Source organism: Agrococcus lahaulensis DSM 17612 (assembly GCF_000425105.1).
GTDB classification, from domain to species: domain Bacteria; phylum Actinomycetota; class Actinomycetes; order Actinomycetales; family Microbacteriaceae; genus Agrococcus; species Agrococcus lahaulensis.
This window is the reverse complement of sequence record NZ_AULD01000005.1, coordinates 471,204-497,481: the sequence shown is the minus strand read 5'-3', so window position 1 is coordinate 497,481 and position 26,278 is coordinate 471,204. Positions and strand designations below refer to the sequence as shown.

At 72.4% G+C, this 26,278-nt stretch carries 26 protein-coding genes and 2 tRNA genes; 12 read left to right on the top strand and 16 right to left on the bottom strand.

Translation table 11 applies throughout. The annotated features are described in order from the left end of the window. Positions 1–27: 27 nt before the first annotated feature. From H508_RS0102945 to H508_RS0102920, 6 genes are all read left to right on the top strand, one after another. Positions 28–103, top strand: a tRNA-Ala gene (locus H508_RS0102945). Between the two features lie 37 nt (positions 104–140). After that, positions 141–935 carry an SDR family oxidoreductase gene (locus tag H508_RS14200; protein WP_051222583.1) on the top strand — a complete coding sequence of 265 codons (795 nt, stop codon included), beginning with the start codon at positions 141–143 and terminating at the stop codon, positions 933–935. A 42-nt stretch (positions 936–977) separates the two neighbouring features. After that, positions 978–2,369: a threonine/serine exporter family protein gene (locus H508_RS0102935; protein WP_026372961.1), complete on the top strand. Its 1,392-nt coding sequence runs from the start codon at positions 978–980 to the stop codon at positions 2,367–2,369. 80 nt (positions 2,370–2,449) lie between these two features. Beyond that, entirely contained in the window at positions 2,450–4,309 is a 1,860-nt protein-coding gene (locus H508_RS14195; protein ID WP_084154980.1) for a BCCT family transporter, read from the top strand. A 34-nt stretch (positions 4,310–4,343) separates the two neighbouring features. Next, positions 4,344–4,778: an NUDIX hydrolase gene (locus H508_RS0102925; protein ID WP_026372960.1), complete on the top strand. Its 435-nt coding sequence runs from the start codon at positions 4,344–4,346 to the stop codon at positions 4,776–4,778. A 3-nt stretch (positions 4,779–4,781) separates the two neighbouring features. Further along, positions 4,782–4,967 carry a hypothetical protein gene (locus tag H508_RS0102920; protein ID WP_026372959.1) on the top strand — a complete coding sequence of 62 codons (186 nt, stop codon included), beginning with the start codon at positions 4,782–4,784 and terminating at the stop codon, positions 4,965–4,967. A gap of 79 nt (positions 4,968–5,046) precedes the next feature. On the opposite strand, the gene H508_RS0102915 is transcribed toward H508_RS0102920, so the two are convergent. Continuing rightward, positions 5,047–5,646 carry a hypothetical protein gene (locus tag H508_RS0102915; RefSeq protein ID WP_026372958.1) on the bottom strand — a complete coding sequence of 200 codons (600 nt, stop codon included), beginning with the start codon at positions 5,644–5,646 and terminating at the stop codon, positions 5,047–5,049. A gap of 140 nt (positions 5,647–5,786) precedes the next feature. Here H508_RS0102915 and H508_RS0102910 point away from each other — a divergent pair, with 140 nt between their 5' ends. After that, on the top strand, positions 5,787–6,326 hold the full coding sequence (locus H508_RS0102910) for a peptidylprolyl isomerase (RefSeq protein WP_026372957.1): 540 nt from the start codon (positions 5,787–5,789) through the stop codon (positions 6,324–6,326). Between the two features lie 144 nt (positions 6,327–6,470). After that, complete coding sequence (locus H508_RS0102905; protein WP_156905966.1) at positions 6,471–7,199, top strand: rhomboid family intramembrane serine protease; 729 nt, start codon at positions 6,471–6,473, stop codon at positions 7,197–7,199. Positions 7,200–7,254: 55 nt separating this feature from the next. On the opposite strand, the gene H508_RS0102900 is transcribed toward H508_RS0102905, so the two are convergent. Then, positions 7,255–7,515: a cell division protein CrgA gene (locus H508_RS0102900; RefSeq protein ID WP_026372955.1), complete on the bottom strand. Its 261-nt coding sequence runs from the start codon at positions 7,513–7,515 to the stop codon at positions 7,255–7,257. Positions 7,516–7,555: 40 nt separating this feature from the next. Between H508_RS0102900 and H508_RS14190 the strand changes: the two genes are divergently transcribed. Genes H508_RS14190 through H508_RS0102885 form a run of 3 tightly spaced genes read left to right on the top strand, consistent with a single transcriptional unit; the run spans position 7,556 to position 9,167 of the window. Next, positions 7,556–8,314 carry a class E sortase gene (locus tag H508_RS14190; RefSeq protein WP_051222581.1) on the top strand — a complete coding sequence of 253 codons (759 nt, stop codon included), beginning with the start codon at positions 7,556–7,558 and terminating at the stop codon, positions 8,312–8,314. After that, entirely contained in the window at positions 8,311–8,502 is a 192-nt protein-coding gene (locus tag H508_RS14185; protein WP_245569430.1) for a hypothetical protein, read from the top strand. The genes H508_RS14190 and H508_RS14185 overlap by 4 nt, the downstream gene beginning before the upstream one ends. After that, positions 8,499–9,167 (top strand): anthranilate synthase component II, encoded by a 669-nt coding sequence (locus H508_RS0102885; RefSeq protein ID WP_026372954.1) that lies wholly within the window; start codon positions 8,499–8,501, stop codon positions 9,165–9,167. Before H508_RS14185 ends, H508_RS0102885 begins: the two co-directional genes overlap by 4 nt. Before the next feature lie 18 nt (positions 9,168–9,185). Here H508_RS0102885 and pknB read toward each other — a convergent pair whose 3' ends face one another. The 7 genes from pknB to H508_RS14170 form a co-directional block, all read right to left on the bottom strand. Then, positions 9,186–10,988 (bottom strand): Stk1 family PASTA domain-containing Ser/Thr kinase, encoded by a 1,803-nt coding sequence (gene pknB / locus H508_RS14180; RefSeq protein ID WP_156905965.1) that lies wholly within the window; start codon positions 10,986–10,988, stop codon positions 9,186–9,188. A 98-nt stretch (positions 10,989–11,086) separates the two neighbouring features. Then, a complete protein-coding gene (locus tag H508_RS14175) occupies positions 11,087–12,826 on the bottom strand; it encodes a protein kinase domain-containing protein (RefSeq protein WP_051222579.1) in 1,740 nt (579 codons plus the stop codon). Continuing rightward, on the bottom strand, positions 12,823–14,301 hold the full coding sequence (locus H508_RS0102870) for a peptidoglycan D,D-transpeptidase FtsI family protein (RefSeq protein WP_342663250.1): 1,479 nt from the start codon (positions 14,299–14,301) through the stop codon (positions 12,823–12,825). The genes H508_RS14175 and H508_RS0102870 overlap by 4 nt, the downstream gene beginning before the upstream one ends. Continuing rightward, complete coding sequence (locus H508_RS0102865; RefSeq protein WP_051222577.1) at positions 14,298–15,704, bottom strand: FtsW/RodA/SpoVE family cell cycle protein; 1,407 nt, start codon at positions 15,702–15,704, stop codon at positions 14,298–14,300. The genes H508_RS0102870 and H508_RS0102865 overlap by 4 nt, the downstream gene beginning before the upstream one ends. After that, positions 15,701–16,942: a PP2C family protein-serine/threonine phosphatase gene (locus H508_RS0102860; protein ID WP_026372951.1), complete on the bottom strand. Its 1,242-nt coding sequence runs from the start codon at positions 16,940–16,942 to the stop codon at positions 15,701–15,703. Before H508_RS0102860 ends, H508_RS0102865 begins: the two co-directional genes overlap by 4 nt. Before the next feature lie 2 nt (positions 16,943–16,944). Continuing rightward, positions 16,945–17,478: an FHA domain-containing protein FhaB/FipA gene (locus H508_RS0102855; protein ID WP_026372950.1), complete on the bottom strand. Its 534-nt coding sequence runs from the start codon at positions 17,476–17,478 to the stop codon at positions 16,945–16,947. Beyond that, positions 17,475–18,155, bottom strand: a complete 681-nt coding sequence (locus H508_RS14170) for an FHA domain-containing protein (protein WP_035253700.1) — start codon at positions 18,153–18,155, stop codon at positions 17,475–17,477. Before H508_RS14170 ends, H508_RS0102855 begins: the two co-directional genes overlap by 4 nt. A gap of 96 nt (positions 18,156–18,251) precedes the next feature. Here H508_RS14170 and H508_RS0102845 point away from each other — a divergent pair. After that, a tRNA-Leu gene (locus H508_RS0102845) sits at positions 18,252–18,335 on the top strand. Between the two features lie 271 nt (positions 18,336–18,606). On the opposite strand, the gene H508_RS0102840 is transcribed toward H508_RS0102845, so the two are convergent. The 7 genes from H508_RS0102840 to H508_RS0102810 all read right to left on the bottom strand — a co-directional run bounded on the left by H508_RS0102840 (position 18,607) and on the right by H508_RS0102810 (position 26,232). Then, entirely contained in the window at positions 18,607–19,779 is a 1,173-nt protein-coding gene (locus H508_RS0102840) for a zinc-dependent alcohol dehydrogenase (protein WP_026372949.1), read from the bottom strand. Positions 19,780–19,852: 73 nt separating this feature from the next. Continuing rightward, positions 19,853–20,680 (bottom strand): TIGR03620 family F420-dependent LLM class oxidoreductase, encoded by an 828-nt coding sequence (locus tag H508_RS0102835; protein ID WP_026372948.1) that lies wholly within the window; start codon positions 20,678–20,680, stop codon positions 19,853–19,855. Continuing rightward, a complete protein-coding gene (locus H508_RS14165) occupies positions 20,677–22,164 on the bottom strand; it encodes an MFS transporter (RefSeq protein WP_084154978.1) in 1,488 nt (495 codons plus the stop codon). The genes H508_RS0102835 and H508_RS14165 overlap by 4 nt, the downstream gene beginning before the upstream one ends. Positions 22,165–22,285: 121 nt before the next feature. Then, a complete protein-coding gene (locus H508_RS0102825) occupies positions 22,286–23,485 on the bottom strand; it encodes a M20 family metallopeptidase (protein ID WP_026372947.1) in 1,200 nt (399 codons plus the stop codon). After that, the gene (locus H508_RS0102820; RefSeq protein WP_026372946.1) at positions 23,482–24,657 is read right to left on the bottom strand and encodes a M24 family metallopeptidase; all 1,176 of its coding nucleotides are present in this window, start codon (positions 24,655–24,657) and stop codon (positions 23,482–23,484) included. Before H508_RS0102820 ends, H508_RS0102825 begins: the two co-directional genes overlap by 4 nt. A gap of 47 nt (positions 24,658–24,704) precedes the next feature. After that, positions 24,705–25,286: a protein-L-isoaspartate O-methyltransferase family protein gene (locus H508_RS0102815; protein ID WP_026372945.1), complete on the bottom strand. Its 582-nt coding sequence runs from the start codon at positions 25,284–25,286 to the stop codon at positions 24,705–24,707. A 196-nt stretch (positions 25,287–25,482) separates the two neighbouring features. Next, complete coding sequence (locus tag H508_RS0102810) at positions 25,483–26,232, bottom strand: DUF3159 domain-containing protein (RefSeq protein WP_245569429.1); 750 nt, start codon at positions 26,230–26,232, stop codon at positions 25,483–25,485. Between the last annotated feature and the right edge of the window lie 46 nt (positions 26,233–26,278).

The window sequence follows — 26,278 nt, the reverse complement described above, 5'->3', positions numbered from 1 at the left end:
AACTCCCACGGCCGGCCCGCCGGCCTCGGGGCCTTAGCTCAGTTGGTAGAGCGCCTGCTTTGCAAGCAGGATGTCGGGAGTTCGATTCTCCCAGGCTCCACCACTGGTTCCCAGCGCCCCGCGCGATTACGGTGCTCGCCATGGACACCGCGCGCACCGCGATCGTCACCGGCTCCGACTCCGGCATCGGCCGCGCGACGGCCGTCGCCCTCGCGGAAGCGGGCCTCGACGTCGGCATCACGTGGCACACCGACGAGGCGGGTGCCGAGCGCACGGCCGAGGAGGTGCGCTGGCACGGTCGCCGCGCCGAGGTCGCGCGCCTCGACACGACCGACCTCGCCGGAGCCGCGGTCGTCGTCGACGACCTCGCCGCCCGGCTCGGCGGCCTCGACGTGTTCGTGAACAACTCCGGCACCGGCTCGAGCACCCCCTTCCTCGAGCTCTCGCTCGACGAGTGGCGCGAGATCGTCGCGACCGACCTCGACGGCGCGTTCGTGTGCCTCCAGGCCGCCGCCCGGCACATGGTCGCCGCGGGTCGCGGCGGCCGCCTCATCGCGGTCACGAGCGTGCACGAGCACCAGCCGCGCGTCGGTTCGAGCGCGTACGACGCCGCGAAGCACGGGCTCGGCGGCCTCGTCAAGACGATCGCGCTCGAGCTCGGCCAGCACGGCATCACCGCGAACTGCGTCGCGCCGGGCGAGATCGCCACGCCCATGACGGGCCAGGAGGACGAGGACCCGCGCGGCACGCGCCGGCCCGGCGTGCCGCTCGGCCGCCCCGGCGACGCGCGCGAGGTCGCCGCGGTCATCGCCTTCCTCGCCTCGCCGGAGGCGGGCTACGTCACCGGCGCCTCGTGGGTCGTCGACGGCGGCATGCTGCAGATGGGCCCGCAGGCCGGCTCGCACCTCGAGGGCGACGACTGGCGCGAGGCGTGACGGTCCCCTCCCGACATCCCAGCGAATGGGAGGATGGGAGGGATGGACGGACGGCAGGACTGGCGGCAGCGCATCGCGCGCGCGATCCGCACCGACCCCGCGTCGCGGCCGATGACCGAGGCCCTCCTGACGATCGACGAGGTGCATGCGCGCAAGGTCATCGACCTCGCGATGCGCATCGCCGAGGCGCTCCTCGCGGTCGGCGCGTCGGCGAACGACGTGACGCTCGCGACGACGCGCGTCGCCGCCGCGCTCGGCATCCGGCCCGTGCACGTCGACGTCACCTACAACTCGATCGGGGTCTCGTACCACCGCAACCACGACGACCTGCCGATCACGCTCATCCGGGTCGTGCGCGCGCCCGTGCCCGACCACGCGAAGCTGCAGCGGCTCCAGGCGCTCGTCGCCGACATCGAGGCGGGGCTCGACCTCGAGCACGCCCGCGCCCGCTTCCACGCCATCCGCCGCACGCCCTTCCTGTACCGGCCGGCGATCGTCGTGCTCGCCCAGGGCATGCTCGCGGTCGGCGTCACGCTGCTCTTCGGGGCCTCGTGGATCATCGGCCTCATCGCGTTCCTCGCCTCGTGCGCCGCGGCGGTCGCGCAGCGGGGGATGGCTCGGCTGCGCGTGCCGTTCTTCTTCTCGCAGATCGTCGGGGCACTCGTCGTGACGATGGCCGCGACCGCGACGAGCGCGCTCGCGAGCCTCGGCGTGCCGCTGCTCGCCGACGTGCGGCCCTCGATCATCGTCGCGGCCGGCATCGTGCTCATGCTGGCGGGGCTCTCGGTCGTCGGCGCCGCGCAGGACGCGATCGACGGCTTCTCGCTCACCGCGGGCGGACGCATCCTCGACCTCGTGCTCTCGACCCTCGGGGTCGTCATCGGCATCCTCGGCGGGCTCTCGCTCGCGCGCACCCTCGGAGCGGGCTTCGTCGTCACGAGCGAGGCGCCATCCCTCGGACCGCTGCCGCTGCAGCTGACGGGCGCGGTGATCATCGCGATCGCGGTCGCGATCATGAACGGCGCCCGCCTCCGCACGACGCTCGTGAGCGCCGTGCTCGGCGGGCTCGCCTGGATCGGCTTCACGATCGGGGCGGGCGCCGGGGCCGGCACGCCCGTCGCGAGCGGCATCGGCGCGCTCGTCGCGAGCCTCATCGGCATCATCATCGGGCACCGGCTGCACGTGCCCTCGATCGCGGTGACGACCGCCGCGATCGTGCCGCTCGTGCCCGGCTATGCCGTCTTCCGCGGGCTGCTCCAGCTCGTCGAGTCCGACGGGTCGCCCTCGAGCCTCGTGCTCGGCGTCGCGACGCTCATCGGCGCCGGCGCGATCGGCCTCGCGCTCGCCTCCGGCGCCTCGCTCGGGCTCTTCCTCGGCGCGCCGCTGCGCGACTCCGTCGAGAGCCGCATGCGCGGGCGGGCGCGCCCGCGCTGACGTCGCTTCCAGCGGGCGGGACTACGGTGTCGAGGTCACGGATGCGCAGCCTGCGCAGCGGCGGAAGCACTGGAGGAAGCATGGGCGAGCACGACGACGCCGGCACCGGCTCCGCGAGGCGGCCATGGCAGCCGCGCCGGCAGAAGCCGCTGCACCCTGCGCTCGACGTGCCGCCGCGCGAGACGGAGTCGCCCGAGCGCCGACCGCTGGATCGCGTCGTGTTCGGCGTCGCCGCGGCGGTCGCGCTCGCGTTCGTGATCTGGGGCGCCGTCGGCACCGAGTCGCTCGCGACCGCATCGTCGGCGGGGCTCGACTGGGTCGTCGGGAGCACGGGCTGGCTCTTCGCGCTCGCGGCCTCGGGCTTCGTCGTCTTCGTGATCTGGATCGCGGCGAGCCGCTTCGGCCGCATCCCGCTCGGCGACGACAGCGAGGAGCCGGAGTTCAGCACCGTCTCCTGGATCGCGATGATGTTCTCGGCAGGGATGGGCATCGGCCTCGTCTTCTTCGGCGTGACCGAGCCGGTGAGCCACCTCGTGGCGCCGCCGCCCGGCACCGGCGGCGGCGACGACGCCCTCGCGGTGCGGACGGCGATGGCCACGACCATGTTCCACTGGTCGCTGCACCCGTGGGCGATCTACTCGGTCGTCGGGCTCGCGCTCGCCTACAGCGTCTTCCGGAAGCGGCGGGCGCTCACCGTCTCGGCTGCCTTCACGAGCCTGCTGGGCCGCCGCACCGTCGAGGGGCCCATCGGTCGCGCGATCGACGTGTTCGCGATCTTCGCGACGCTCTTCGGGTCGGCGACCTCGCTCGGGATCGGCGCGCTGCAGATCGGCTCGGGCATCGAGATCGTGGCCGGGCTGGGAGCGGTCGGCAACGGCCTGCTCGTCGCGGTGATCGCCGTGCTCACGCTCGCCTTCGTCGTCTCGGCGGTCTCGGGCATCTCGCGCGGCATCAAGTGGCTCTCGAACATCAACATGGTGCTCGCGGGCGTCCTCGCGCTGTTCGTGTTCGTCGTCGGACCCACCGTCTTCATCCTCAACCTGCTGCCGACGACGATCGGCGGCTACGTCGAGCAGCTCGCGGTCATGTCGGCGCGCACCGAGGCGGCCGGCGGCCCCGAGGTCGCGGCCTGGCTCTCGGGCTGGACGATCTTCTACTGGGCGTGGTGGGTCAGCTGGACGCCGTTCGTCGGCATGTTCATCGCCCGCATCTCGCGCGGCCGCACCATCCGGCAGTTCGTCACCGGCGTGCTCGTCGCGCCCACGCTCGTGTCGCTCGTGTGGTTCGCGATCTTCGGCGGCCTCGGCATCGACCTCGAGCTCGGCGGCACAGACCTCGGCAGCAGCGGCACGCCGGAGTCGACGCTGTTCCAGGCGCTCGCCGAGCTGCCGCTCGCGCAGGTGTCGGCCATCGTCGTCATGGTGCTCGTCGCGATCTTCTTCATCTCGGGCGCCGACGCCGCCTCGGTCGTGATGGGCACCCTCTCGCACCGCGGCTCCCTCCAGCCGGCCAGGCGCACCGTGATCTTCTGGGGCGTCGCGACGGGCGCCGTCGCCGCGATCATGCTGCTGCTCGGCGGCGAGGATGCGCTCACCGGCCTCCAGCAGGTGACCGTCATCGCCGCCCTCCCGTTCGTCGTCGTGATGATCGGGCTCGCCGCGGCGCTCGCGAAGGACCTCGCGCTCGATCCGATGGTCGTGCGACGGCGGTACGCCGTCGCGGCGGTCGAGCAAGCCGTGGTCGCGGGCGTCACGGAGCACGGCGACGACTTCCAGCTCTCGGTCGAGCAGACGGCGCCTGGGGAGGGCGTCGGCGAGCTCGTGCCGACGCAGTCGGTCGATCCGACGCTCGCGCCGTCCGACGAGCACCGGCCGGACGAGCACTGGCGCCGGGCCGCGGAGGACGGCGACGACGGCGTCGAGCGACCGACGGCGCCCTGAGGCTCCGCTCGGGGCGGCACCGTAGGATGGCCGGATGCGCATGCGAGTGGCCGCCTACGCCCTGATCACGAGGGGCGACGGCGACGACCGCGAGATCCTGCTGCCGCACTGGAACGAGGGCGACATGTCGGGCTGGACGCTCCCGGGCGGCGGCGTCGAGCCCGGCGAGCATCCCGCGGACGGCGCCGTCCGCGAGGTGCGCGAGGAGACCGGCTACGACGTGCGGCTCACGAGCCTGCTCGGCGTCGACTCCGCGGTGCTGCCGACGACCGCGCGCGGCGACGAGATGCAGGCCCTGCGCATCCTCTACCGCGCCGAGATCACCGGCGGCGAGCTCGCGGTCGAGGTCGACGGCACGACCGACGACGTGGCGTGGCACCGGCTCGCCGACGTGCCGGCGCTTCGGCACGTCCACGCGGTCGACTGGGCGATCCGGCACATCGACGACCTCGGCTCGCCGCTGCGCTGACCCATGCATCCCCTCATCGTGCTCGGCATCGGCCTCATGGTCGTCTCGTGCGTCATCAGCGGCATCGACTCCGTGCGCACCATGCGCCAAGGTCGCGAGCCCGAGCGCCGCATCCGCTCGTTCATGCTCGCGGGCGGCATGCTCGTCGCCGGCGGCATCCTCGTCGCGATCGGGGCCGCGCTGTCCTGATCGGCTGACGACGGGGCCTGATCCGCGGACGACGAAGGGCCCCCGCGGACGGGGGCCCCTCGATCGGGGCTCAGACGGCTCAGGCCTGGGGGGCGCCGGCCTCGGGGCCGTCGGCGATCCCGCCGGACGGCTGGTCGAACGGGCGCGCGGGGGCGTCGACCGCGGAGTCCTCTGCGTCGGGGATCCACAGGTCGTCGTCGGCCCGCAGGGTCTGCCACGCGGCGTAGGCGGCGCTCACGACGGCGACGGAGCCGACGCCGATGAGGATCCACTGCCAGGCGTTGGGGCCCGACTTCACGGGCTTCGCGGGGGCGAGGTCGGGCACGGTCGCGTAGCGGCGGACGTTCTCGATCGCGCTCTGCACGCGCTCGTCCTTGCCGATGGATGCGAGGGCGGCGACGGAGCCGAGGCCCGTCGCGAGGGCGGGCACGACGCTCGAGTTCCAGCCGCGCGCGGCCTTCGAGAGACGTTCGATGCCTGCTTCCTTGCCTCGGTGCACGACGCGCTCGGCGGCGGGGCGGAGCGTCTCGGCGCCGTAGGCACGAGCCTGCTCGCGCGCCTCGCGGGCGAGCGCTGCCGCGTGGTAGTTCACCGCGCGCTGCTCGGCCATGAGCTTGTCGGCCTGCTTGCGGAGCTTCTTGACCTGCTTCGCGCGCTTGCGCGTCAGTTCGAGCGACATGTCCGTCCTTCCGTCGTGGAGCCTGCGCGTCATCCTTGCAGGTTTTCCTGGACGCGTCACCCACGCTCCGAGGTTTCGCTGTCGCCGAAATCAGGGCTCCCCGAGCGATCCGATCAGGCCCGCTGTGGGAGGATCGGGGCATGGCTCATCACACCGCTGTCGCGACCATCCGCACGAATCTCGGCGAGATCAAGGTCAACCTCCTCGGCGACCACGCCCCGAAGACCGTGCAGAACTTCGTCGAGCTCGCCACCGGCAAGCGCGAGTGGACGCACCCCGGCACGGGCAAGACCTCGACCGACCCGCTCTACGACGGCGTCGTCTTCCACCGCATCATCCCCGACTTCATGATCCAGGGCGGCGACCCGCTCGGCCAGGGCGTCGGCGGCCCCGGCTACCAGTTCGACGACGAGATCCACCCCGACCTCGACTTCAACGCGCCCTACGTGCTCGCGATGGCCAACGCCGGCAAGATCGCCGGGCGCGGCACGAACGGCTCGCAGTTCTTCATCACGACCGTCGCGACGCCGTGGCTGCAGGGCAAGCACACCATCTTCGGGCTCGTCGAGGACGAGGCGTCGCGCGGCGTCGTCGACAAGATCCAGGCCGTGGCGACCGACGGCCGCGACCGCCCGCTCGAGGACGTCGTGATCGAGACGATCGAGATCGCCGAGGCCTGACCCGAGGTGTCATCCTCAGCGCCGGCGGACCGCTGCTACCGGCACCCGGACCGCGTCAGCTGGGTGCTGTGCCAGCGGTGCGGGCGCACGGTGTGCGGCGAGTGCCAGCAGCCGTCGCCGGTCGGCGTGCGCTGCCCGGAGTGCGTGCGCGAGCTCGCCGCCGAGCAGCGCACGCTGCAGCGGCAGGTGCGGGCGGCGAGCGGGGCGCCCCGCAGCGCCGTCGGCCGGCGTGCGCGCAGCTGGTTCGCCCAGCCGGCGCCCGTGACGATGTCGATCATCGCCGTCACGGCGATCGTCGGCGCGCTCCAGCTGCTGCCGGGTGACGTCGCTGCGTCGCTGCTGTTCTTCCTGCCCTACTCGCTCCTCGAGCCGTGGCGCTTCGTCAGCTACGCGCTCGTGCACGCGGGCGTGCTGCACCTCGGCTTCAACATGCTCATCCTGTGGCTCGTGGGCCCGTCGATCGAGGAGCGCATCGGCAGGCTGCCCTTCCTCGCGGCCTATCTCGTGAGCGCGGCGGGCGCCGCGGTCGCGATCTCGTGGCTCACGCCGCTCTCGGCGGTCGTGGGCGCGTCGGGCGCGATCTACGCGCTCTTCGGCATGGTCATCGGCATGCAGCGCATGGTCGGCCGAGTGCAGCCGAGCATCCTCATCATCGTCGCCATCAACCTCGTGCTGACGTTCGTCATCAGCAACGTCTCGTGGGCGGCGCACGTCGGCGGTCTCGTGATCGGGCTCGCGCTCGGCTTCGGCATCGGCGCCGTGCACAAGCGGCTGCGCGGCGATCAGGCGGCGAAGGCGGCGTGGCTCGTCATCGGCGCGATCGCGGTCGTGCTCGCCGCGCTCTTCGCGCTGCGCCTCGCGATGATCCTCTGAGACGGTTCTCCACAGCTCTCTCCACAGCTGGGGAGAACTACAGCGGTGTGATTCGCTACTTCCAGCGCGTCGTCATGATGAAGCCGATGAACATCACGCCGAAGCCGATGACGATGTTCCACGAGCCGAGCTGCGCGATCGGGAGCGTCGTGCCCGAGACGTAGTAGACGATGACCCAGAGGAAGCCGACGATCATGAAGCCGAACATCACCGGCTTGAACCACGCCGCGTTCTGCTGCTCGTCGTGCGGCGAGCGCTCCTTCGCCGACCGGTTCCGGTCGGCCTTGGCCCTCTCGACGGACTTCTCGCTGCTCATGGCACCCCATGCTAGTGCAGGCGCCGCCTAGGATTGAGCGGTGGCCGCCTCCGATGCTCGCGCCCGTCGATCGGCGCGCCCCCGGCGTCGGGCGACCGTCTCGAGCGTGCTCGGCGAGCTGCTCCTGACCGCCGGGGTGCTCGCGCTCGGCTACGCCGGCTGGCAGGTGTGGCTCTCCGACGCCGTGCTCGGCGAGCAGCAGCAGCAGGCGGCGCGCGCCTTCGCCGCCGAGCTCGTGCCGGGAGCACCCGCCGTCGCCGACGCATCCGCCGCTCTCCGCACCGACGAGCCGCCGGTGGAGGACCGGGCGGCCGACCGCGAGTCGTTCGCGGTCATGCACATCCCGCGGCTCGACGAGTTCGAGCGCGTGGTGGGGGAGGGGACGAGCCGAGCCGTGCTCGACAGCCTCGAGCAGGGGCTCGCGCACTACCGCGAGTCGGCCATGCCCGGCGGGCTCGGCAACTTCGCGGTCGCCGGGCACCGCAACGGTCAGGGCGGGCCGTTCACGCACCTCGACGAGATGCGCATCGGCGACCGCATCTACGTGCAGACGGCGAGCGCGTGGCACGTCTACGCGTTCCGCAACCACGAGTACGTGCCGCCGACGGCCGTCGGCGTCGTCGCGCCCGTGCCGCAGATGCCGCACGTGCCGGCCGACGGCCGCTACCTCACCCTCACGACGTGCAACCCCGAGTGGTCGGCTGCCGGCCGGCTGATCGCGTACGCGACCTGGGTGGGCTGGCAGAGCGCCGAGGACGGCATGCCGCTCGAGCTCGCCGCGACGCTCGGGAGGGCATGATGTACGCGGCCCTCTGGCGAGCGCTGCCGGGCCCGTGGCCCGTGCGGCTCGCGATCGTGCTCGCGCTCCTGGTCCTCACCGCCTACCTGCTGATCTTCCACGTGTACCCGTGGGTGATGCAGACCTTCTTCCCGACCCCCGATCCGACCTTCGCCGGATCCGACCGCAGATCGAGTGCCATCGCATGACCCGCATCCTCGTCGTCGACAACTTCGACAGCTTCGTCTACACCCTCGCCGGCTACCTGCAGGAGCTCGGCGCCGACGTCTCGGTCGTGCGCAACGACCGGGTCGACGCCCGCGGCATCGCCGAGTGGGACGCGGTGCTGCTCTCGCCGGGGCCGGGCACGCCCGCCGAGGCGGGCGTCTCGATCCCCATGGTGCACGCCGCGATCGACGCCGGCACGCCGCTGCTCGGCGTCTGCCTCGGGCACCAGGCGATCGCCGAGGCGCTCGGCGCGGTGGTGACCCACGCACCCGAGCTCATGCACGGCAAGACGAGCCTCGTCGAGCACGACGGCTCGACCGTCTTCGAGGGGCTGCCGAGCCCGCTCACCGCGACGCGCTACCACTCGCTCGCGGTCGTCGACGGGACGGTGCCGGATGCGCTGCGCGTGACCGCGCGGACGGTGCCGGACCCCGAGGGCGAGAGCGCAGCCGGCGGCGTCATCATGGCGCTCGAGCACCGCGACGCGCCCGTGTGGGGCGTGCAGTTCCACCCCGAGTCGGTGCTGACCGAGGGCGGCTACCGCATGCTCGGGAACTGGCTCGAGTCGGCGGGGCTCGACGGCGCCGCCGCGCTCGCCGCCGGCCGCGCGCCGCTCGTCACGCTCGCCCCGCCGCCGCAGCGCTGAGGGCTCGCGCGAGGCGGTTCAGCCGTCGCCCTCGCCGTCGTCGCCGCCGTCGCCCTCGCTGTCGCCCGGGTCGGCCGGGGGCGGCGGCGGGGTGCTCTGGCGCGGCGGCGCGGGCGGGGCCGCGCGCCGCACGCAGTACGTCACCGTGACGCTGCTGCCCTGCGCGACGTCGGTCTCGGCCGCGACCGACTGCGCGGTCACGAGGTTCGCGGCGCTGCACGCCCTCGTCGTCACCCGACGCACCGAGAGCCCGAGCCCCTCGAGCTGCGTCTGCGCGCTCGAGAGCGACTGGCCCACGACGTCGGGCACCGTCACTCGCCCGTTCGAGAGCTGGATGTCGATGGTCTCGCCGCGCGAGACGTTCGTGCCGGCGCTCGGGTCGGTGCTGATGACCCGGTCGATCGCGACGGTCGGCGAGCTCGCGCGCGTGACCTCGCCGACGACGTAGCCCGCGGCCTCGAGCGCCTGCCGGGCCTGCTGCTCCGTGAGGTTCGCGACGCTGATGAGCGGTGTCGGCGGCGGTCCGTTCGAGACGACGATCGTCACGGGGCTGCCGGGGGAGAGCCGCACGCCCGGCTCCGGCTCGGAGCGCAGCACCGTGCCGACCTCCGCCTCGTCGATCATCCGCCGCACCTCCGCCTCGAGGTCGGCGGCCTCGACGGCGGCGACCGCCTCGTCCTCGGTGAGGCCGGCGACCTCCGGCACGTTCGTCGAGAGGCCGGCGATCGGCAGGTTGAAGAAGTTGGAGGCCCACGCGACGGCGACGACGACGAGCACCGCGATGAGCGCTGCGGCGCCCCACAGCCACGCGACCGGCGGACGGCGGTCGCGCTGCGCGGCGACCGGCTCGGCCTCCGGCTCGAGCTCCGGCTCGTCGGCGGCGAGGGCGGCGAACATCGTCGTCGCCGCGCCGATCTCGATCGGCGCGGTCTCGGTCCGCTCGAAGGGCACGAGCACGCCCGCGAGGGCGTCGTCGAGCGCCTGCTTGAACTCGGTCGCCGACTGGAAGCGGCCCTCGCGCGGCTTCTCGAGCGCCTTCGCGACGATCGAGTCCATCTCGGGCGTGATGCCCGGCGTGATCGACGACGCGGTCGGCGGCTCCTCCGCGACGTGCTGGTACGCGACGCCGACCGGGGTGTCGGCCTCGAAGGGAGCACGACCGGTGAGGAGCTCGAACAGGATGACGCCGGTCGAGTACAGGTCGGTGCGCGCGTCGACCGCCTCGCCGCGCGCCTGCTCGGGGGAGAAGTACTGCGCCGTGCCGAGGATCATCCCGGTCTGGGCGACGTTCGCGCTCGTCTCGGAGACGGCGCGGGCGATGCCGAAGTCCATCACCTTGATCTGCCCGCCGGGCGTGACCATGACGTTGCCGGGCTTGATGTCGCGGTGCACGATGCCGGCCCGGTGCGAGTACTCGAGGGCCGTCAGGATGCCCTTCGTGATCCGCACGGCCTCCGACTCGGGGAGCGGGCCCTCGGCGATGATGTCCTTCACCATCCGGCCGTCGACGTACTCCATGACGATGTACGGCACGGCCGCCGGCTGTCCGCTCGCGTCGACCGCGGGCTCCTCGCCCGCGTCGAAGACGCGCACGACGGTCGGGTGCGACATGCGCGCCGCCGACTGCGCCTCCTGCCGGAACCGGGTGCGGAACTCCGGGTCGCGCGAGAGCTCCGGCTTGAGCAGTTTCACCGCGACCTGGCGGTCGAGCCGGGTGTCGCGCGCGAGGTGCACCTCGGCCATCCCGCCCTGGCCGATGAGCTCGCCGATCTCGTAGCGGTCGCCGAGGGTCCGCAGCGACGCGATGATGCTGTCGGTCATCGCGGCTCCTCTCCTCGTGCGTGGCCCGCGCCGAGCCCCGGGGACCGGGGATCGGTCGATTCTACGTCAGGGCCGCTCGACGACCCCGCCGGGGCGCCTCACGGCTCGGTCGTGGGCTCCGGCGTCGGGGTCGGGGTGGGCGTCGGCGTCGGGGTGGGCTCCGGCTCCGGCTCCTCCTCGGGGACCGCCGTGATCTCGAGCGCGGGCGACGATCCGCTCGTGAGCGGCTGCCCGCCCTCGATCTCGCAGCTGAACGTGTAGGTCACGCTCGTCGTGCCGGCGCCGAGCCCGGGCGCGAGGATGTCGAAGCCCTCGACGGGCGTCACCTGGTCCTGCACCCGGCCGTCGGGCCACGTGATGGTCGCGACGTAGTCGCCGAGCGAGTAGCCGGCCGGGCACGTCGCGGCATCCCACACGATCGACGGGGTCGCGCCCACCTGCTGCGCGGTCGGGTCGGAGCCGTCGCCGAGCCGCGGTGCGGCCGTCGGATCCTCGATCTGGGCGACCGCGCTGTGGATCGTGCCCGTGATCGTCGAGCCCTCCGGCACCGGGCCGGTGGGTGCGACGGCGTAGATCCGCCCGACGAGCCCGGGATCGGTGGCCGGCGCGCCGGTCTCGACCGCGGGCACGAGGTTCAGCGCCTCGACCGCGTCGCGGAACTCCTGCTCGTCCATCCCCTCGAACTGCTCGAGCGAGATGTCGACGAGCGCCGCCGACTGGCTCTCGGAGCCGGGCGTCGTCGCGGCCGGATCGGGCCGCTGCTGGTTGAAGAGCATGATCGCGATCGCGACGCCCGCGGCGACGAGCAGCACGGCGAGGATGACGACGGGCCAGATCCACGGGTTGGTGCGGCGCTTCCGCTCCTCGACGGCCGTCGTCGCGCTCGTCACCGGCAGCGCGGCCGTCGCCGGCGACGACTGCGTCGTGATGACGCGCGTCGCCGCCTGGGTGGGCGAGTCGATCGTCGCGAACGAGTCGGTCGACGCGATGCCCGGCACGATCGCGGCGGCGCCGGCGATGTCGCCGCGGCGCAGCATCGTGGCCGCGCGCGAGAGGTGCGCAGCGGACGTCGGCCGATCTGCCGGCGTCTTCGCGATGCACGAGAGCACGAGGTTGCGCACGGGCTCCGGGATGGTGCCGGGGAGGTCCGGCGGCGCGTCGTTGATGTGCGCCATCGCGATCGCGACCTGCGACTCGCCCGTGAACGGCCGGCGGCCGGCGAGCGCCTCGTAGGCGACGATGCCGAGCGAGTAGATGTCGGTCGACGGGGCCGCCGGCTGCCCCGAGGCCTGCTCGGGGGAGAGGTACTGCACCGTGCCCATCACCTGGCCGGTCGCGGTGAGCGGCACCTGGTCGGCGATGCGCGCGATGCCGAAGTCGGTGATCTTCACGCGCCCCTCGGGCGTGATGAGCAGGTTGCCGGGCTTGACGTCGCGGTGCACGAGCCCCGCCTGGTGCGCCGCGTGCAGGGCCGCCGAGGTCTGCGCGACGATGTCGAGCACCTTGTCGGCCGAGAGCGTGCGGTCGCGGTCGAGGATCGCGCTGAGCGGCTCCCCGGGCACGAGCTCCATCACGAGGAAGGCGCTGCCGTCCTCCTCGCCGTAGTCGAAGACATTCGCGATGCCCTCGTGGTTGACGAGCGCCGCGTGCCGGGCCTCGGCGCGGAAGCGCTCGAGGAACCCGGGATCGCCCATGTACTCGTCCTTGAGGATCTTCAGCGCGACGGTGCGCCCGATCACCTGATCGGTCGCCTGCCAGACCTCGCCCATGCCGCCGATGGCGATCCGGCTGGTCAGCTGGTATCGCCCACCGAAGGTGAGTCCGCTGGATGGTCTCATGAGTTCAGCACCGCCTCGATCACTGCTCTCCCGATAGGTGCGGCGATCACGTTTGAAGTATCACCGACGATGTTCTCACTAGGCACGACCACGACGGCGACTGCCACGCTCCGGTCGCCGAGCTCCCCGTACCCCGTGAACCACAGATTGAACGGCTCACCGCGCTCGCCCGTCTCGGCGGTGCCCGTCTTCCCGCCCACGGTCACGCCCGGGATCGCCGCGTTCGACGCGAGCCCCTCGGTCACGCCGCGCTCCATAGCCCCGCGCAGCGCCGCCGCCGTCGCGGCCGAGATCGGGTTGCCGAGGATCTCGGCCTCCGGGTCGTCGACGACGTCGAGGTTGGGTGCGAGCACGCGGTCGATCATCTGCGGGCGCAGCATCGTGCCGTCGTTGTTGATGGCGGCGGAGACCATCGCCATCTGCAGCGGGGTCACGCGCACGTCGTACTGCCCGAAGCCGGTGAGCATGAGGTTCGGCTCGTTGAGCTCGGCCGGGTACTGGCTCGGCGTGACCCGCAGCGGGATCTCGAGCTGCTCGCCGAAGCCGAACGCGGCGGCCTGCTGGCGCAGCGCCTCGGCGCCGAGCTCCTGCGCGAGCAGGGCGAACTGGATGTTGCACGAGAGCACGATCGCGGTCTCGAGCGTCGCGGTCTCGCCGGGCCCGCACGGCCCGCGCGTCGCATTGCGCACGACGGCCGTCGATTGCGGCAGCTGCAGCTCGACGGGGTTCTCGAACTCGGACTGCAGCGTGTAGCGGCCGGACTCGAGCGCCGCGGCAGCGGTGATGAGCTTGAAGACCGAGCCGGGGTAGTAGAGGTCGCCGGCGATCGTGCGGTTGACGAGCGGGTCGCCCGGGTCGTTCAGCAGCTGGTCGTAGACCTCGCGCACGGCGGCGATGTCGTGCGAGGCGAAGGCGTTGGGGTCGAAGGTCGGGCTCGAGTGCATCGCGAGCACCTCGCCCGTCTCGGGCTCGATCGCGATGACGGCGCCCTCGCGGTCGCCGAGCCCGTCGGCCGCCGCCTGCTGCGCGGCGCTGTCGATCGTGAGCTCGACCGAGGCGCCCGAGGGGTCCTGACCGGTGAGGGTCGCGAGCACCTGCTCGAGGAACTGGCTGTTCGCCGTGCCGGTGAGCTCGGCGTTCATCGCCTCCTCGATGCCGCTGTTGCCCTGGCCCAGGGTGTTGTACCCGGTGACGGATGCGTAGAGCGGGCCGAGCGGGTACTGCCGCTGCCACTCGTACTCGTCGTCCGACGGGGTCGAGAGCGCGACCGGCACGCCGTCGACGACGATCGAGCCGCGTTCGACCGAGAAGGAGTCGAGGAGCGTGCGGGTGTTGCGCGCATCCGTGTGCAGCGCATCCGCCTGCACTGCCTGGATCATCGTCGACGAGCCGAACAGCGCGACGAACATCACCATCAGCAGCATGCTCACGCGGCGGATCGGCCGGCGCATGCTCTGCTCTCGCTCGGAGCTCAAGCGATCCCCCTTCCGCGCACGGAGTCGCTCAGCCGCAGCAGCAGCGCCACGATGAGCCAGTTCGCGAGCAGCGACGAGCCTCCCGCCGCGAGGAACGGCGTCGTGAGGCCCGTGAGCGGGATGAGCCGCGTGACGCCGCCGACGACGATGAAGACCTGCAGGCCGATCGTGAAGGCGAGCCCGACCCCGAGCAGCTTCGTGAAGTCGTCAGGGCCCTGGAAGCCGATCCGGATGCCGCGCGAGACGAGGATGAGGTAGAGCCCGAGGATCGCGAAGATGCCCACGAGCCCGAGCTCCTCGCCGAGCGAGGGGATGATGTAGTCGCTGTTGGCGTAGGGCGTGATGTCGGGCCTGCCGAGCCCGAGGCCCGTGCCGAGCAGGCCGCCGTGCGCCATCCCGAAGACGCCCTGCACGATCTGGTACGAGCCGCCCTGCGCGTCGTAGACGCTCTGGTCGAACGCGTGGATCCATGCGCCGATGCGCCGCTGCACGTAGCCGAGCGTGAAGTAGGCGGCGATCCCGCCGAGCGCGACGAGGCCGAGGCCGATGACCATCCACGAGCGGCGGCCGGTCGCGACGTAGATCATCACGAGGAAGAGGCCGAAGTAGAGCAGCGAGGTGCCGAGGTCGCGCTGGAAGACGAGCACGAGCAGGCACATCGCCCACACGATGAGGATCGGCCCGAGGTCGCGCACGCGCGGGAAGCGGATGCCGAGCACCTTGCGCCCGACGACCGAGAGCGAGTCGCGCGCGGTCATGAGGTAGCCGGCGAAGAAGATCGCGAGCGCGATCTTCGCGAGCTCGCCCGGCTGCAGCGAGAGCACGCTGCCGATGCCGATCCAGACGGTCGCGCCGTTGATCGTCCGGCCGAGGCCGGGCACGAGCGGCAGCACGAGCAGGATGATCGCGACCGCCATGGCGAGGAAGCGGTAGCGCGCGAGCACCCGGTGGTTGCGGATGACGACGATCGTCGCGATCGCGATGAGCAGCGCGATGCCCGTCCAGGCGATCTGCCGCATCGAGGCGGCATCCCAGCCGGTCGCGCCCTCCGCGATGTCGATGCGGTAGATCATCGCGATGCCGAGGCCGTTGAGCACGGTCACGACCGGGAGGATGATCGCGTCGGCCTCGCGGGCGACGATGCGGAGCGCGATGTGGAGCGCGAGCGTGAGGATGCCGAGGAGCCCCGCGAGCTGCAGCGGCATCATGTCGACGCGCTGGAGCGCGCCGAGCTGCACGAGCACCATCGCGCCGCCCGCGAGCACCCAGGCGATCACGAGCAGGAAGAGCTCGAGGTTGCGCAGCTTCGCGGGGTTGCGGATGCGCACCTTGATCGCCTCGGTGACGTCGCGCAGCTGCACGATGCCCGTCTGGAGCGCGGTGGGAGCGGTGCGGTCGGTCATGGCGATCGCTCCAATCGCTCGACGATGGCGCGCGCGTCGGCGAGCGACTCGGCCGAGATGGTCTGCTCGACGCTGCGCTGGTTGAAGGGCGTGAGCTCCTCGAGCTCGATCTCGGTCGGCTCGACCTCGGTCGCGAGCACGAAGGGCCCGATCTGCTGCTGGATGCCCTGGTAGATCGCCACCTGGCCCGCGTCGTTGACGCCGACGAAGAAGCGGTCCTGGGTCCAGCTGTAGAACATCGCGCTCAGCGTCACCGCGATCGCGATCGCGAGCACCGCGCCGATCGACCAGCTGATGCGTCGGTTGCGGCGCATGCGGCGCTGCTCGGCGAGCAGCTCCTGCAGGAACTCCTCGCTCTCGGGCTCGAAGTGCTCGAACGCCGGCTGCATGCGGGCTTGCCGCGGGTGCAGCAGCAGCTGCGAGAGGCTCAGCGACGTCCGCTCGGGCTCGACCGCCTCGTAGCTGATGGGCGCGGCGGCGGAGCCGACGGTCGTCGGCTCGACCGACGAGGGCAGCCGCTCGTCGATGTCGACGACGACGACCGTCACGTTGTCGGGCGCGCCGCGCGAGAGCGACTCGTTCACGAGCCGCTGCACGGTCGAGGGCGTGTCGAGCCGCTGCTCGAGGATCGCGCGGATGCGGTCCTCGTCGACGTAGGACGAGAGGCCGTCCGAGCACACGAGGTAGCGGTCGCCCGGCAGCGCGTCCTCGACCCACGTGTCGATCTCGGGGTCGGTCTCGATGTTGCCGAGCACGCGCATCACGACGTTGCGGCGCGGGTGGTGCTCCGCCTCCTCGCGCGTGATGCGGCCGGCGTCGACGAGCCGCTGCACGAACGTGTGGTCGGTCGAGAGCTGCTCGAGCGCACCGACGCGGTAGCGGTAGATGCGGCTGTCGCCGATGTGGGCGAGGCCGATGCGGTCGCCGACGCGGATGATCCCCGACGCCGTCGTGCCCATGCCCGAGAGCTCGGGGTGCTCGAGCATCGCCTGCTGCAGCGCCTCGTTGCCCGCCCGCAGCGCGTCGGCGAGCGCTTGCGCCGCCTCCTCCGCGCTCGCGTACTCGACGTCGGCCTCGCGCACCTTGCGGGTGACGATGGCGCTCGCGACGTCGCCGCCCGCGTGCCCGCCCATGCCGTCGGCGACGAAGCTCAAGTGGGCGCCCGTGTAGCCCGAGTCCTGGTTCTCGGTGCGGATGCGGCCGACATGGCTGATGGCGGCCGCGAGCGGTGCGCTCAAGCTCAGCGCCTCAGCTCGAACGTCGTCGTGCCGATGCGCACCGAGCTGCCGACCCGCACGGGCGTCGACTGGGTGATCCGCTTCCCGTCGACGAAGGTGCCGTTCGTCGAGTCGAGGTCCTGCACGACCCACTCGTCACGCCAGCGCACGATCTTCGCGTGCGAGTTCGACGTGTAGTCGTCCTTGATCTGCAGGCCGGCGCTGCTCGAGCGGCCGATCGTGAGCCCCGTCTCGGGCAGCTCGATCTCGGTGCCCGTGCGCGGCCCCGAGGTGATGACGACGCGACGGGCGAGGCCGGATGCGGTCCCGGCGCTCGCGCGCTCGGTCACGGTGGTCGGGGCGTCGCCGGCCGCCGCCGGCGCCGCCTGCGCGGCCGCCTCCGCGCGCGAGCGCTGGCTCTGCACCGCGACGCGCTGCAGGGGCGTGAGCTTCGGCCCGAACAGGTCGCTGCGCAGCGAGTAGAGCACGATGAAGACGAACAGCCACAGCAGGGCGAGGAAGCCGATCCGGATGATGATGAGGGTCAGCTCGCTCATGCTCGGCGCTCCTTCGACTGCGCGAGCACCCGGTAGACGATGCGCGTCGCGCCGATGTCGATGATCGAGTCCGGCTCGAGCAGCGCCGTCCCGAGCGCCCGGCCGTTGAGGGTCGTGCCGTTCGTCGAGCCGAGGTCGCTCACCTGGGCGCGCGTGCCGTCCCAGACGATCTCGGCGTGCTTCCGGGAGGCGCCCGCGTCGTCGACGGTGATGTCGGCGTCCGATCCGCGGCCGATGACGGTGCGTCCCTTCCGCAACTGGTGGCGCTTGCCCTTGATGTCGACGACCGCGGTCCACACGACCTCGCCCGCCTCCGTGTCGGACTGCACCTCGAGCATCCCGGTCGACATCGCCTCGTCGGGCTCGAAGCCGAGGTCGACGGGACCGGGGAAGGAGTAGCCCGACCGGCGCGCGTGGTCCTGCACCGTCGAGGTCAGCTCGTCGAGCAGCGGCTCGCCGAGGCGGCGGAGCCGCTGGAAGTCGGCGGGCGCGAGGCGCACGGTGAGCCGGTTCGGCACGAGGATGCGGTCGCGGGAGACGACCGACGCGCTCGTGTCGAGCTCACGCTTGAGCGCGCTCGCGATCTCGACCGGCTCCACGCCGGAGCGGAACGTCTTCGCGAAGGCGCCGTTGACGGCACGCTCGAGACCGCGCTCGATCGCGTCAAGGAATCCCACTGCCGTCATCACCGCCCTTCATCGCCGCCGACAGCGTACCCGCCGTCGCTCTGAACCTGATATTCTCGTGTGGTTGCCCGGGCTGCCCCGGGCGTCGCGCGAGTGGCGGAATTGGCAGACGCGCTGGCTTCAGGTGCCAGTGTCCGTACGGACGTGGGGGTTCAAGTCCCCCCTCGCGCACGGGAAGGCCCCGGGCTCCACCCCGGGGCCTTTTCTCGTCCCGCGCCCCCGCTGGTCGAGCAGCGGCCGCGTCACCAGCCCGTTGGTCGAGCGGCGGCCGCGCCGCGCGCCCGTTGGTCGAGTAGCGCCGGGATCACCCCCCGTTGGTCGAGTAGCGCCCGTAGGGTGCGTATCGAGACCGTCGGGGTCTCGATACGGCGGCCCGCGGCCGCCTACTCGACCTTGAGGCCTCCGGGCGCAACGCGACTGCGTCGCATTGCGCCCTCCGGCCTCAAGGCTGCAACACCACCTTGATGCAGTCGTCCTCCTTCTTCTGGAAGATCTCGTAGTACTCGGGCGCCTGCTCGAGCGGCACGAGGTGCGTCGTGAGGTCGCCGGTGCCGAGCGGGTCGGCCGGGTCCTCGACGAGCGGCATGAGCTCGTCGCGCCACGACTGCACGTTGCACTGGCCCATCCGCAGCGTGATCTGCTTGTCGAACAGCGTCATCATCGGCATGGGGTCGGCGGAGCCGACGTAGACCCCGCTGAGCGAGACCGTGCCGCCGCGCCGCACCGCGTCGAAGGCCGTGTGGAGGGCCGAGAGCCGGTCGAGCCCCGCGTGCCGCATCATCGGCTTCGCGAGCAGGTCGGGGAGCGCGCCGACGAGCTGCTGCGCCGTCGCGGCGCCGGGCGCGCCGTGCGCCTCCATGCCGACGGCGTCGACGATCGCGTCGGGCCCGCGGCCGTCCGTCAGGTCCTTGAGCGCGTCCGCCGCATCCGGCATGTCGAGCGTCTCGACGCCGTAGCGCTCCGCCATCGCGCGGCGCTCCGCGACCGGCTCGACGGCGATCACGCGGTGGCCGAGGTGCTTGCCGATGCGTGCGACGAACTGGCCGACCGGGCCGAGCCCCATGACGCCGAGCGTCTGGCCCGGCTCGAGGCCGGCGTAGGCGACGCCCTGCCACGCGGTCGGCAGGATGTCGCTCAGGAAGAGGTAGCGGTCGTCGGCGAGCTCCTTGCCGACCTTCGTCGCGTTGAAGTCGGCGTAGGGCACGCGCAGCCGCTCCGCCTGGCCGCCGGGCACCGAGCCATAGAGCGACGTGTAGCCGTAGAGCGACGCGCCGGTGCCGGAGTGGCGGTTCTGGGTCGTCTCGCACTGGGTCGTCAGGCCCTTCTGGCACATGAAGCAGCTGCCGCACGCGACGACGAAGGGGATGACGACGCGGTCGCCGACCTGCAGGTTCGAGACCGCCGAGCCGACCTCCTCGACGATGCCCATCGGCTCGTGGCCGAGGATGTCGCCCTTCTTGAGGAAGGGCGCGAAGAGCTCGTAGAGGTGCAGGTCGGAGCCGCAGATCGCGGTGGACGTGACGCGGATGACCGCATCGGTCGGATCCTGGATGACGGGGTCGGGGACCTCCTCGACCGAGACCTTGCGCTTGCCTTGCCAAGTGAGTGCTCGCATGCCCTCGACCGTATGCACCGGCACCCCCGAGCAGGCTGGATTCGGAGCGAACGGTCAGCAGATGCCGAGGAGGTCAGCGGATGCCGAGCTCGGCCGAGAGCGCCTCGAGCGCAGGCAGCGGGTCGTCCTTCGCCGGCAGGGTCTGCACGCACACGTGGTCGGCGCCCGCGTCGAGGTGCCCGCGCACCGCCTCGGCGAGCCGGGCCGGTGCGCCGTGCGGCGCGAGCGCATCCACCGCCTCGTCCGTCGCGCCGTCGTCGAGCTCGGCGGCGGTGAAGCCGTGCGACTCGAGCGTGCGGCGGTAGTTCGACAGCGCCAGGTAGCGCTCGAGGAAGCGGCGCGCCGCCTCGCGCGCGGGCCCCGGCTCGAGGCCCGGCACGAGCCGCTGCTCGGGCGCCACGAGGCGCTCCGGGCCGACGATGCCGCGCGCGAAGCGCGTGTGCGCGGGCGTCGTCATGTAGGGATGCGTGCCTGCGGCGCGCTCGGCGGCGAGCGCGAGCGTGCGTGGGCCGAGCGCCGAGATCACCCGGCGGCCCGGCGGCACGCCCGCGCCGTCGAGCTCGTCGAGGTAGGCGACGAGCGCCGAGTACGGCCGCCGGTAGCGCTCGCCGATCGCCTCGGGGTGGCCGATGCCGATGCCGAGCGTGAAGCGGCCAGGATGCGCTGCCTCGAGCCGGTGGAACGACGCCGCGACCTCGGCCGCGGGTGCCGTCCAGATGTTGACGATGCCCGTCGCGACGCGGATGCGCTCGGTCGCCTCGAGCAGGCGCTCGGCGATCCCGAGGTCGGCGGGCGGCGAGCCGCCGATCCAGACGGTGTCGAAGCCGAGCCGCTCGGTCGCGGCGGCGAGCTCGGGCGTCAGGAGCGCGCCGCCGCGCCACAGGCCGATGCTCGTGCTCACGCAGAGCCGCCGGTCGGCGCCGGCCCCGTCCGCGGCGGCAGCTTCCCGTCGACGAGCTCGTGCTCGGGGTCGTGCACCTTGCCGATGAGGTCCTCGCCGATCGCGATGCGGTCGACGTCGTCGTCACCCGGCACGATGTCGCCGCGCAGGCTGCGGCCGGCCGTCTCGTTGAAGGTCAGGATCGCGAGCAGGCCGATGATGCCCGCGACCGTCATGTAGAAGCCGGGCACGAGCGTCGAGCCGGTCTCGCCGATGAGCCACTCGTTGATGAGGCCGGCCGGCCCGCCGAGGAGCGAGGTCGCGACGTTGTAGCCGAGCGCGAAGCCCGCGTAGCGCACCGTGGTGGGGAAGAGCGCCGGCAGCGTCGCCGAGATGTTGCACAGCAGCATCACGAGGAAGAGCCCGAAGATCGCGAGCCCGAGCACCTGGAGCACGACGTTGCCCGTCTGCAGCAGCATGATCGCCGGGATCGAGAAGAGCGTGAAGCCGACCGCCGCAGTGAGCAGCACCGGGCGCCGCCCGATCCGGTCGGTGAGCGCGCCCATCGGGATGATGACCGCCATCATGACGAGCTGCACCGCCACGAGCATGAGGCCGGCCTGCGTCGCGCCCATGTCGAGCGACGTCGTGAGGAAGGTCGGCATGTAGGTGAGCACGAGGTAGAACGCCGTGTTGATGAGGATCGTGATGCCCATGATCTTCAGCAGCTGCTTCGGCTGCTTCACGACGACGTCGCGCAGCGTCTCCCACGCGCTCGAGCGGGTGTCCTGCTCCTTCGCCTCGATGAACGTCTCCGAGTCGTGGAGTCGCGAGCGCATGAGGAGGGCGACGATGCCGAGCGGCAGCGTCAGCAGGAACGGCAGCCGCCACCAGCCCTCGGCCATGCCCTCGGGGCCGACGATGAGCTCGAGGCCCGTGACGAGGATCGCCGCCATCGAGAAGCCGAGCAGCGTGCCGAACTCGAGGAACGAGCCCCAGAAGCCGCGGCGGTCGTCGGGCGCGTGCTCGGCCATGTAGACGGCGGCGCCGGCGTACTCGCCGCCCGCCGAGAAGCCCTGGATGATGCGGAGCGTGAACAGCAGCACGGGCGCGAGCCAGCCGACCATGTCGAAGGTCGGCAGCACGCCGATCGCCGCGGTCGCGATCGAGATCATCAGGATGGTGAAGACGAGCACCTTCTGGCGCCCGATGCGGTCGCCGAGCGGCCCGAGCACGGCGCCGCCGATCGGCCGGATGAGGAACGAGACGGCGAAGCCGAAAAGCGTCCAGAGGATCGCCTCCTCAGAGCCGCCGAAGATCTGCTGCGACAGGTGCACGGCGAGGTAGCCGTAGATGCCGTAGTCGAACCACTCGATGGCGTTGCCCGCCATGGCGCCCATGACCGACTTCCTGACGGTCTTGCGCTGCACGGGGGAGAGGTCGAGCTCCCTCGTGATGGGTGCGGGCTCGCGCGGGTGCCGCCGCGGTGCTGTCTGCTCGGTCATGGCCGTGTCCCTTCGGTCGGTGCAGGGGTGTCCTGGTGGTGCAGTGTCCTGGTCGTGCTCGGGGGTCGTGCTGGTCGTGCTGGTTGTGCGGTCGGGGCGGATGCGTTCGGGGCGGATGCGGTCAGGGATCGAGGGCGAGGAGGAGCCGCGCGTAGGCGCGCGCGGCCGCGGAGAGGTCGGCGATGCGCACGCGCTCGTCGGGCTGGTGGGCCTGGCCGGTGATGTCGCCCGGGCCGAGGATGATCGTCGGGCAGCCGTGGTGGCGGGCGATGTAGCCGCCCTCGCACGCGGCCGTCCACGCCTCGATGCGCGCCTCGCGGCCCTCGGCCTCGAGCGCGCCCGCGGCGGCGGTGACGAGCGGATGCGCGGGGTCGGTCTCGAAGCCCGGCATCTCCATCAGGAGCGACGCGCTCGCCTCGCAGCCCTCGTGCCCGAGCACGCGGGCGATCCCCGCCTCGAGCTCGCCGAGCGCCTGCGCGCCGGTCTCCCCCGGCATCAGCCGCCGGTCGACGAGCAGCGTGCAGCGGTCGGGCACGATCGAGGTGCCGTGGCCGCCCTCGATGCGGCCGACGCTCCAGGTCCCCGAGCCGAGCAGGCCCGACGCGCCCCGACGCATCCGCTCGTGGTCGTCGGCGATCCAGCCCGCGATGCGCGCGGCGGTCGTGATGGCGCTCGCGCCGTCCTCCGGGCGGCCCGCGTGCGCCGCGCGGCCGCGCACCTCGACCTCGAGGTTCGCGGCGCCGCGGCACGCGACGACGACCGCGAGGTCGGTCGGCTCGGCGACGATGCACGCTCGGTAGGGCATCGGCGGCTCGTCGAGGTGGGCCTGGATGCCGGTCGCGAGGTCCTCCTCGTCGACGGTGACGAGCAGCTCGAGCGGCAGCTCGGGGCGCACGCGGTGCACCGCGGCCATCGCCTGCAGCGCGGCGGCGAGGCCGCCCTTCATGTCGGTCGCGCCGCGGCCGGTGAGCCACCCGTCGCGCACGCGCGGGCTGAACGGGTCGGCGCTCCAGCCCTCGCCGGCCGGCACGACGTCGGAGTGGCCGAGCATGAGGACGCCGGGCACGGCCGCGGAGGGATCGGGGCCGAAGCGGATGGCGATGTTGGGCCTGCCGGGCGCGACGGGCGAGCGGCGGCCGCGGCCGCCGAGGCGGGAGGCGATCGTCTCGAGCACGCGCACGGCGATGAGCTCGGTGCCTCCCGGGTTCTCGCTCGCGGCGAGGATGAGTGACGAGGCGTCGGCGACGATCGTCGCCTCGTCGACGAGGGCGATGGCCCGGTCGACGTCCGCGCGCCGGTCGTCCGTGTGCCGGGCCGTCATGCCGCCTCCACCGCGATGAGCTCGCGCGGCGCGTCGGTGAGCAGTTCGGCGCCGCCCTCGCCGATCGCGACCGATTCGCTCAGCTCGCAGCCGTAGCCGTCCATCCACATGCCGGCGATGATGTGCAGGCACATGCCGGGCTCGATGACGGTGAGGTCGTCCTCGCGGATCGAGACGGTGCGCTCGCCCCAGTCGGGCGGGTAGCCGATGCCGATCGAGTAGCCGAGCCGCGAGGGCTTCTCGATCGCGTGCCGCGCGAGGTGCTCGCGCCAGATGCCGTGCACGTCGGCGACGACGCGGCCCGGCTGCAGCCCGTCGAGCACGGACTGGAGCCCCTCGGCGGCGATGTCGGCGAGGCCCGCGAGGCGCGCGTCGGGTCGGCCGACGGCGACGGTGCGGGCGAGCGGCGCGTGGTAGCGGCGGTGGGCGCCGGCGAGCTCGATCGAGACGGCCTCGCCGTGCTGCACGCGCCGGGCGCTGAAGGTGAGGTGCGGGGTGTCGGCCGACTCGCCGGTCGGCAACATCGGCACGATCGCCGGGTAGTCGCCCTCGGCGCCCTCGACGCCCGTCGCCTGCGCGAACTGGATCGCGGCGGCGACGTCGTTGAGCCGCACGCCGTCGCCGAGCGCCTCGATGCCCGCGCGCATCGCGGCCGAGGCGATGCGGCCGGCGCCACGCATGAGCTCGAGCTCGAAGGGGCTCTTCACGAGCCGCACCCAGTTGACGAGGTCGTGCGCGTCGACGAGCTGCCACTCCGGCAGGCCGCGCTCGAGCGCGTGGAACGAGCGCACGGTGAAGAAGTGCGCCTCGGCCTCGTACCCGATGCGGCCGCGCTGGGCGAAGCCGTGCTCCCGCAGCCGCTCGGCCACCCAGTCGAAGGGATGCGCGCCGCGCTGGTGCACGAGCGACTCGGGGTAGCCGAGGATCCGCTCGGGCGGCGTGCTCGCCGTGCGGTGCGCGCCGTCGGCGTCCATCTGCCGCATGATGAGCAGCGGCTCGCCCGTGAGGGGCACGAACAGCAGCTGCGGCATGTAGAACGACCACGCGTCGTAGCCGGTCAGGTAGTGCAGGTTGGCAGGATCGACGACCACGAGGCCGTCGAGCCCGGCGCGCTGCATGCGAGCGCGGGTGCGCGCGAGCCGCTCTGCGAGCTCCTCGGGTCTCGGCTGCATGCCAGCCACCATAGTCAGCGCGCGCCGAGGATCAGCCCCGACGGCGCTCAGCCGATCAGCGGCACGAATGCGTAGCGCCCGCCATCCGCGCGCACGCGCGGCTCGCCGACGATCAGATCGACGACCGTCATCGCGCCCGCGATCGGCGCAACCATGCGCCCGCCGTCGGCGAGCTGCGCGACGAGCGCGTCGGGCATGCGGCCGAAGTCGGCCGAGACGAGGATGCGGTCCCACGGCCCCTCGTCGGGCAGGCCCAGGATGCGCGGGGTCGCCTGTCGCACGCGCGCGGGGCTCCCGTGCGCTGCGAGGTTGGCGTTCGCGAACTCGACGAGGGCGGGCACGAGCTCCACGCCCACCGTCTCGGCGCCGAGCTCCGCGAGGATCGCCGTCGTCCAGCCCGAGCCCGCGCCGACGTCGAGCACGCGCTGGCCCGGGCCCGCATCGAGCAGCTCGAGCATGCGTGCGACGGTCGAGGGCTGCGAGTTCGTCGCCTCCCAGCCGATACCGATGGGGCGGTCGACGGGCGCGAGGTGGCGCACGCTCGCAGGCAGGAACGCGGCCCGGTCGGCCGCGCGCATGGCCGTCCGCACGCGCTCGCGCACCGCATCCGCCACCGGGATCTCCCGCATGGCGGGCACGCTACTCCGCGCTGCGGGCGAGTGACACCCACGGGGCATGGAGCAGCGGTGCGGACTGGCGCTCGGCGCTTGCTCTGCTCGCGAGTATCGGTGGAGGCGCCTGGTCTGTCCGCACCGCTTGCTTGCCGAGACTGTACGCCGAGGCCGAGCCCCACGCAACGGTGCGGCGCGGAGCTGGGGAGAGCGATCAGTCGCCGGGGCGCGGGAGCGGCTTGCGGATGCCCGGGTGCGACTTCGGGATCGACGCGAAGAGCACCCATCCCGAGATCGCGATGCACGCGATGATGAGCGGATAGGTGAGGGCGGCGCGCATGATCGCGAGCCACGTCGTCTCGTCGAGCCACCACAGCACGCTGAAGACGACGACCCGGATGACGTACTGCAGCACCCAGATCCACGACGCGCGGCGGTAGGCGCGCAGGAGCACCGGATCGTGGCGCCACCGGGTCCTGGTGCCGATGAGCCCGCCGACGATGATGCCGAGGAACGGCCAGCCGATGACGATCGAGACGATCCAGGCGAGGGCGCTCGCCGCGTTCGAGAGCAGCTGGATGAGGAAGAAGTTGCGCGCCTCGCCCGTGTAGTAGGCGATCATCGCCGCGATGACGGTCATGAGCATGCCGATCACGACGGCCTTGGGCCGGCGTCGCTGCACGATCGCGGGCACGAGCGTCACGGCGCTCGCGATGAGCGACCAGACGACGGCCGTGAGCAGCTCGCCGCCGCTCGCGAGCCACGCGATGAGGAACGCCACGGGCGGCACGCTGCCCTCGATCGCCGCACGGCTGCCGCCCAGCACGCGCGCGAGCGACTCCTCGCGCGTCGGGTCGCCGTCGGCGTCGAAGCGCTCGTCCGGCGCGGGCGGCGGCACGAGGTCGGCCGAGGCGTCCTCGCCCGGGGTCGGCACGGCGCCGGTGCGGGGCGCGTCCACGGTCACGCCCCGAGCGCGTCCGGGCGCACGCGAGGAGCAGTGGAACGAGGCA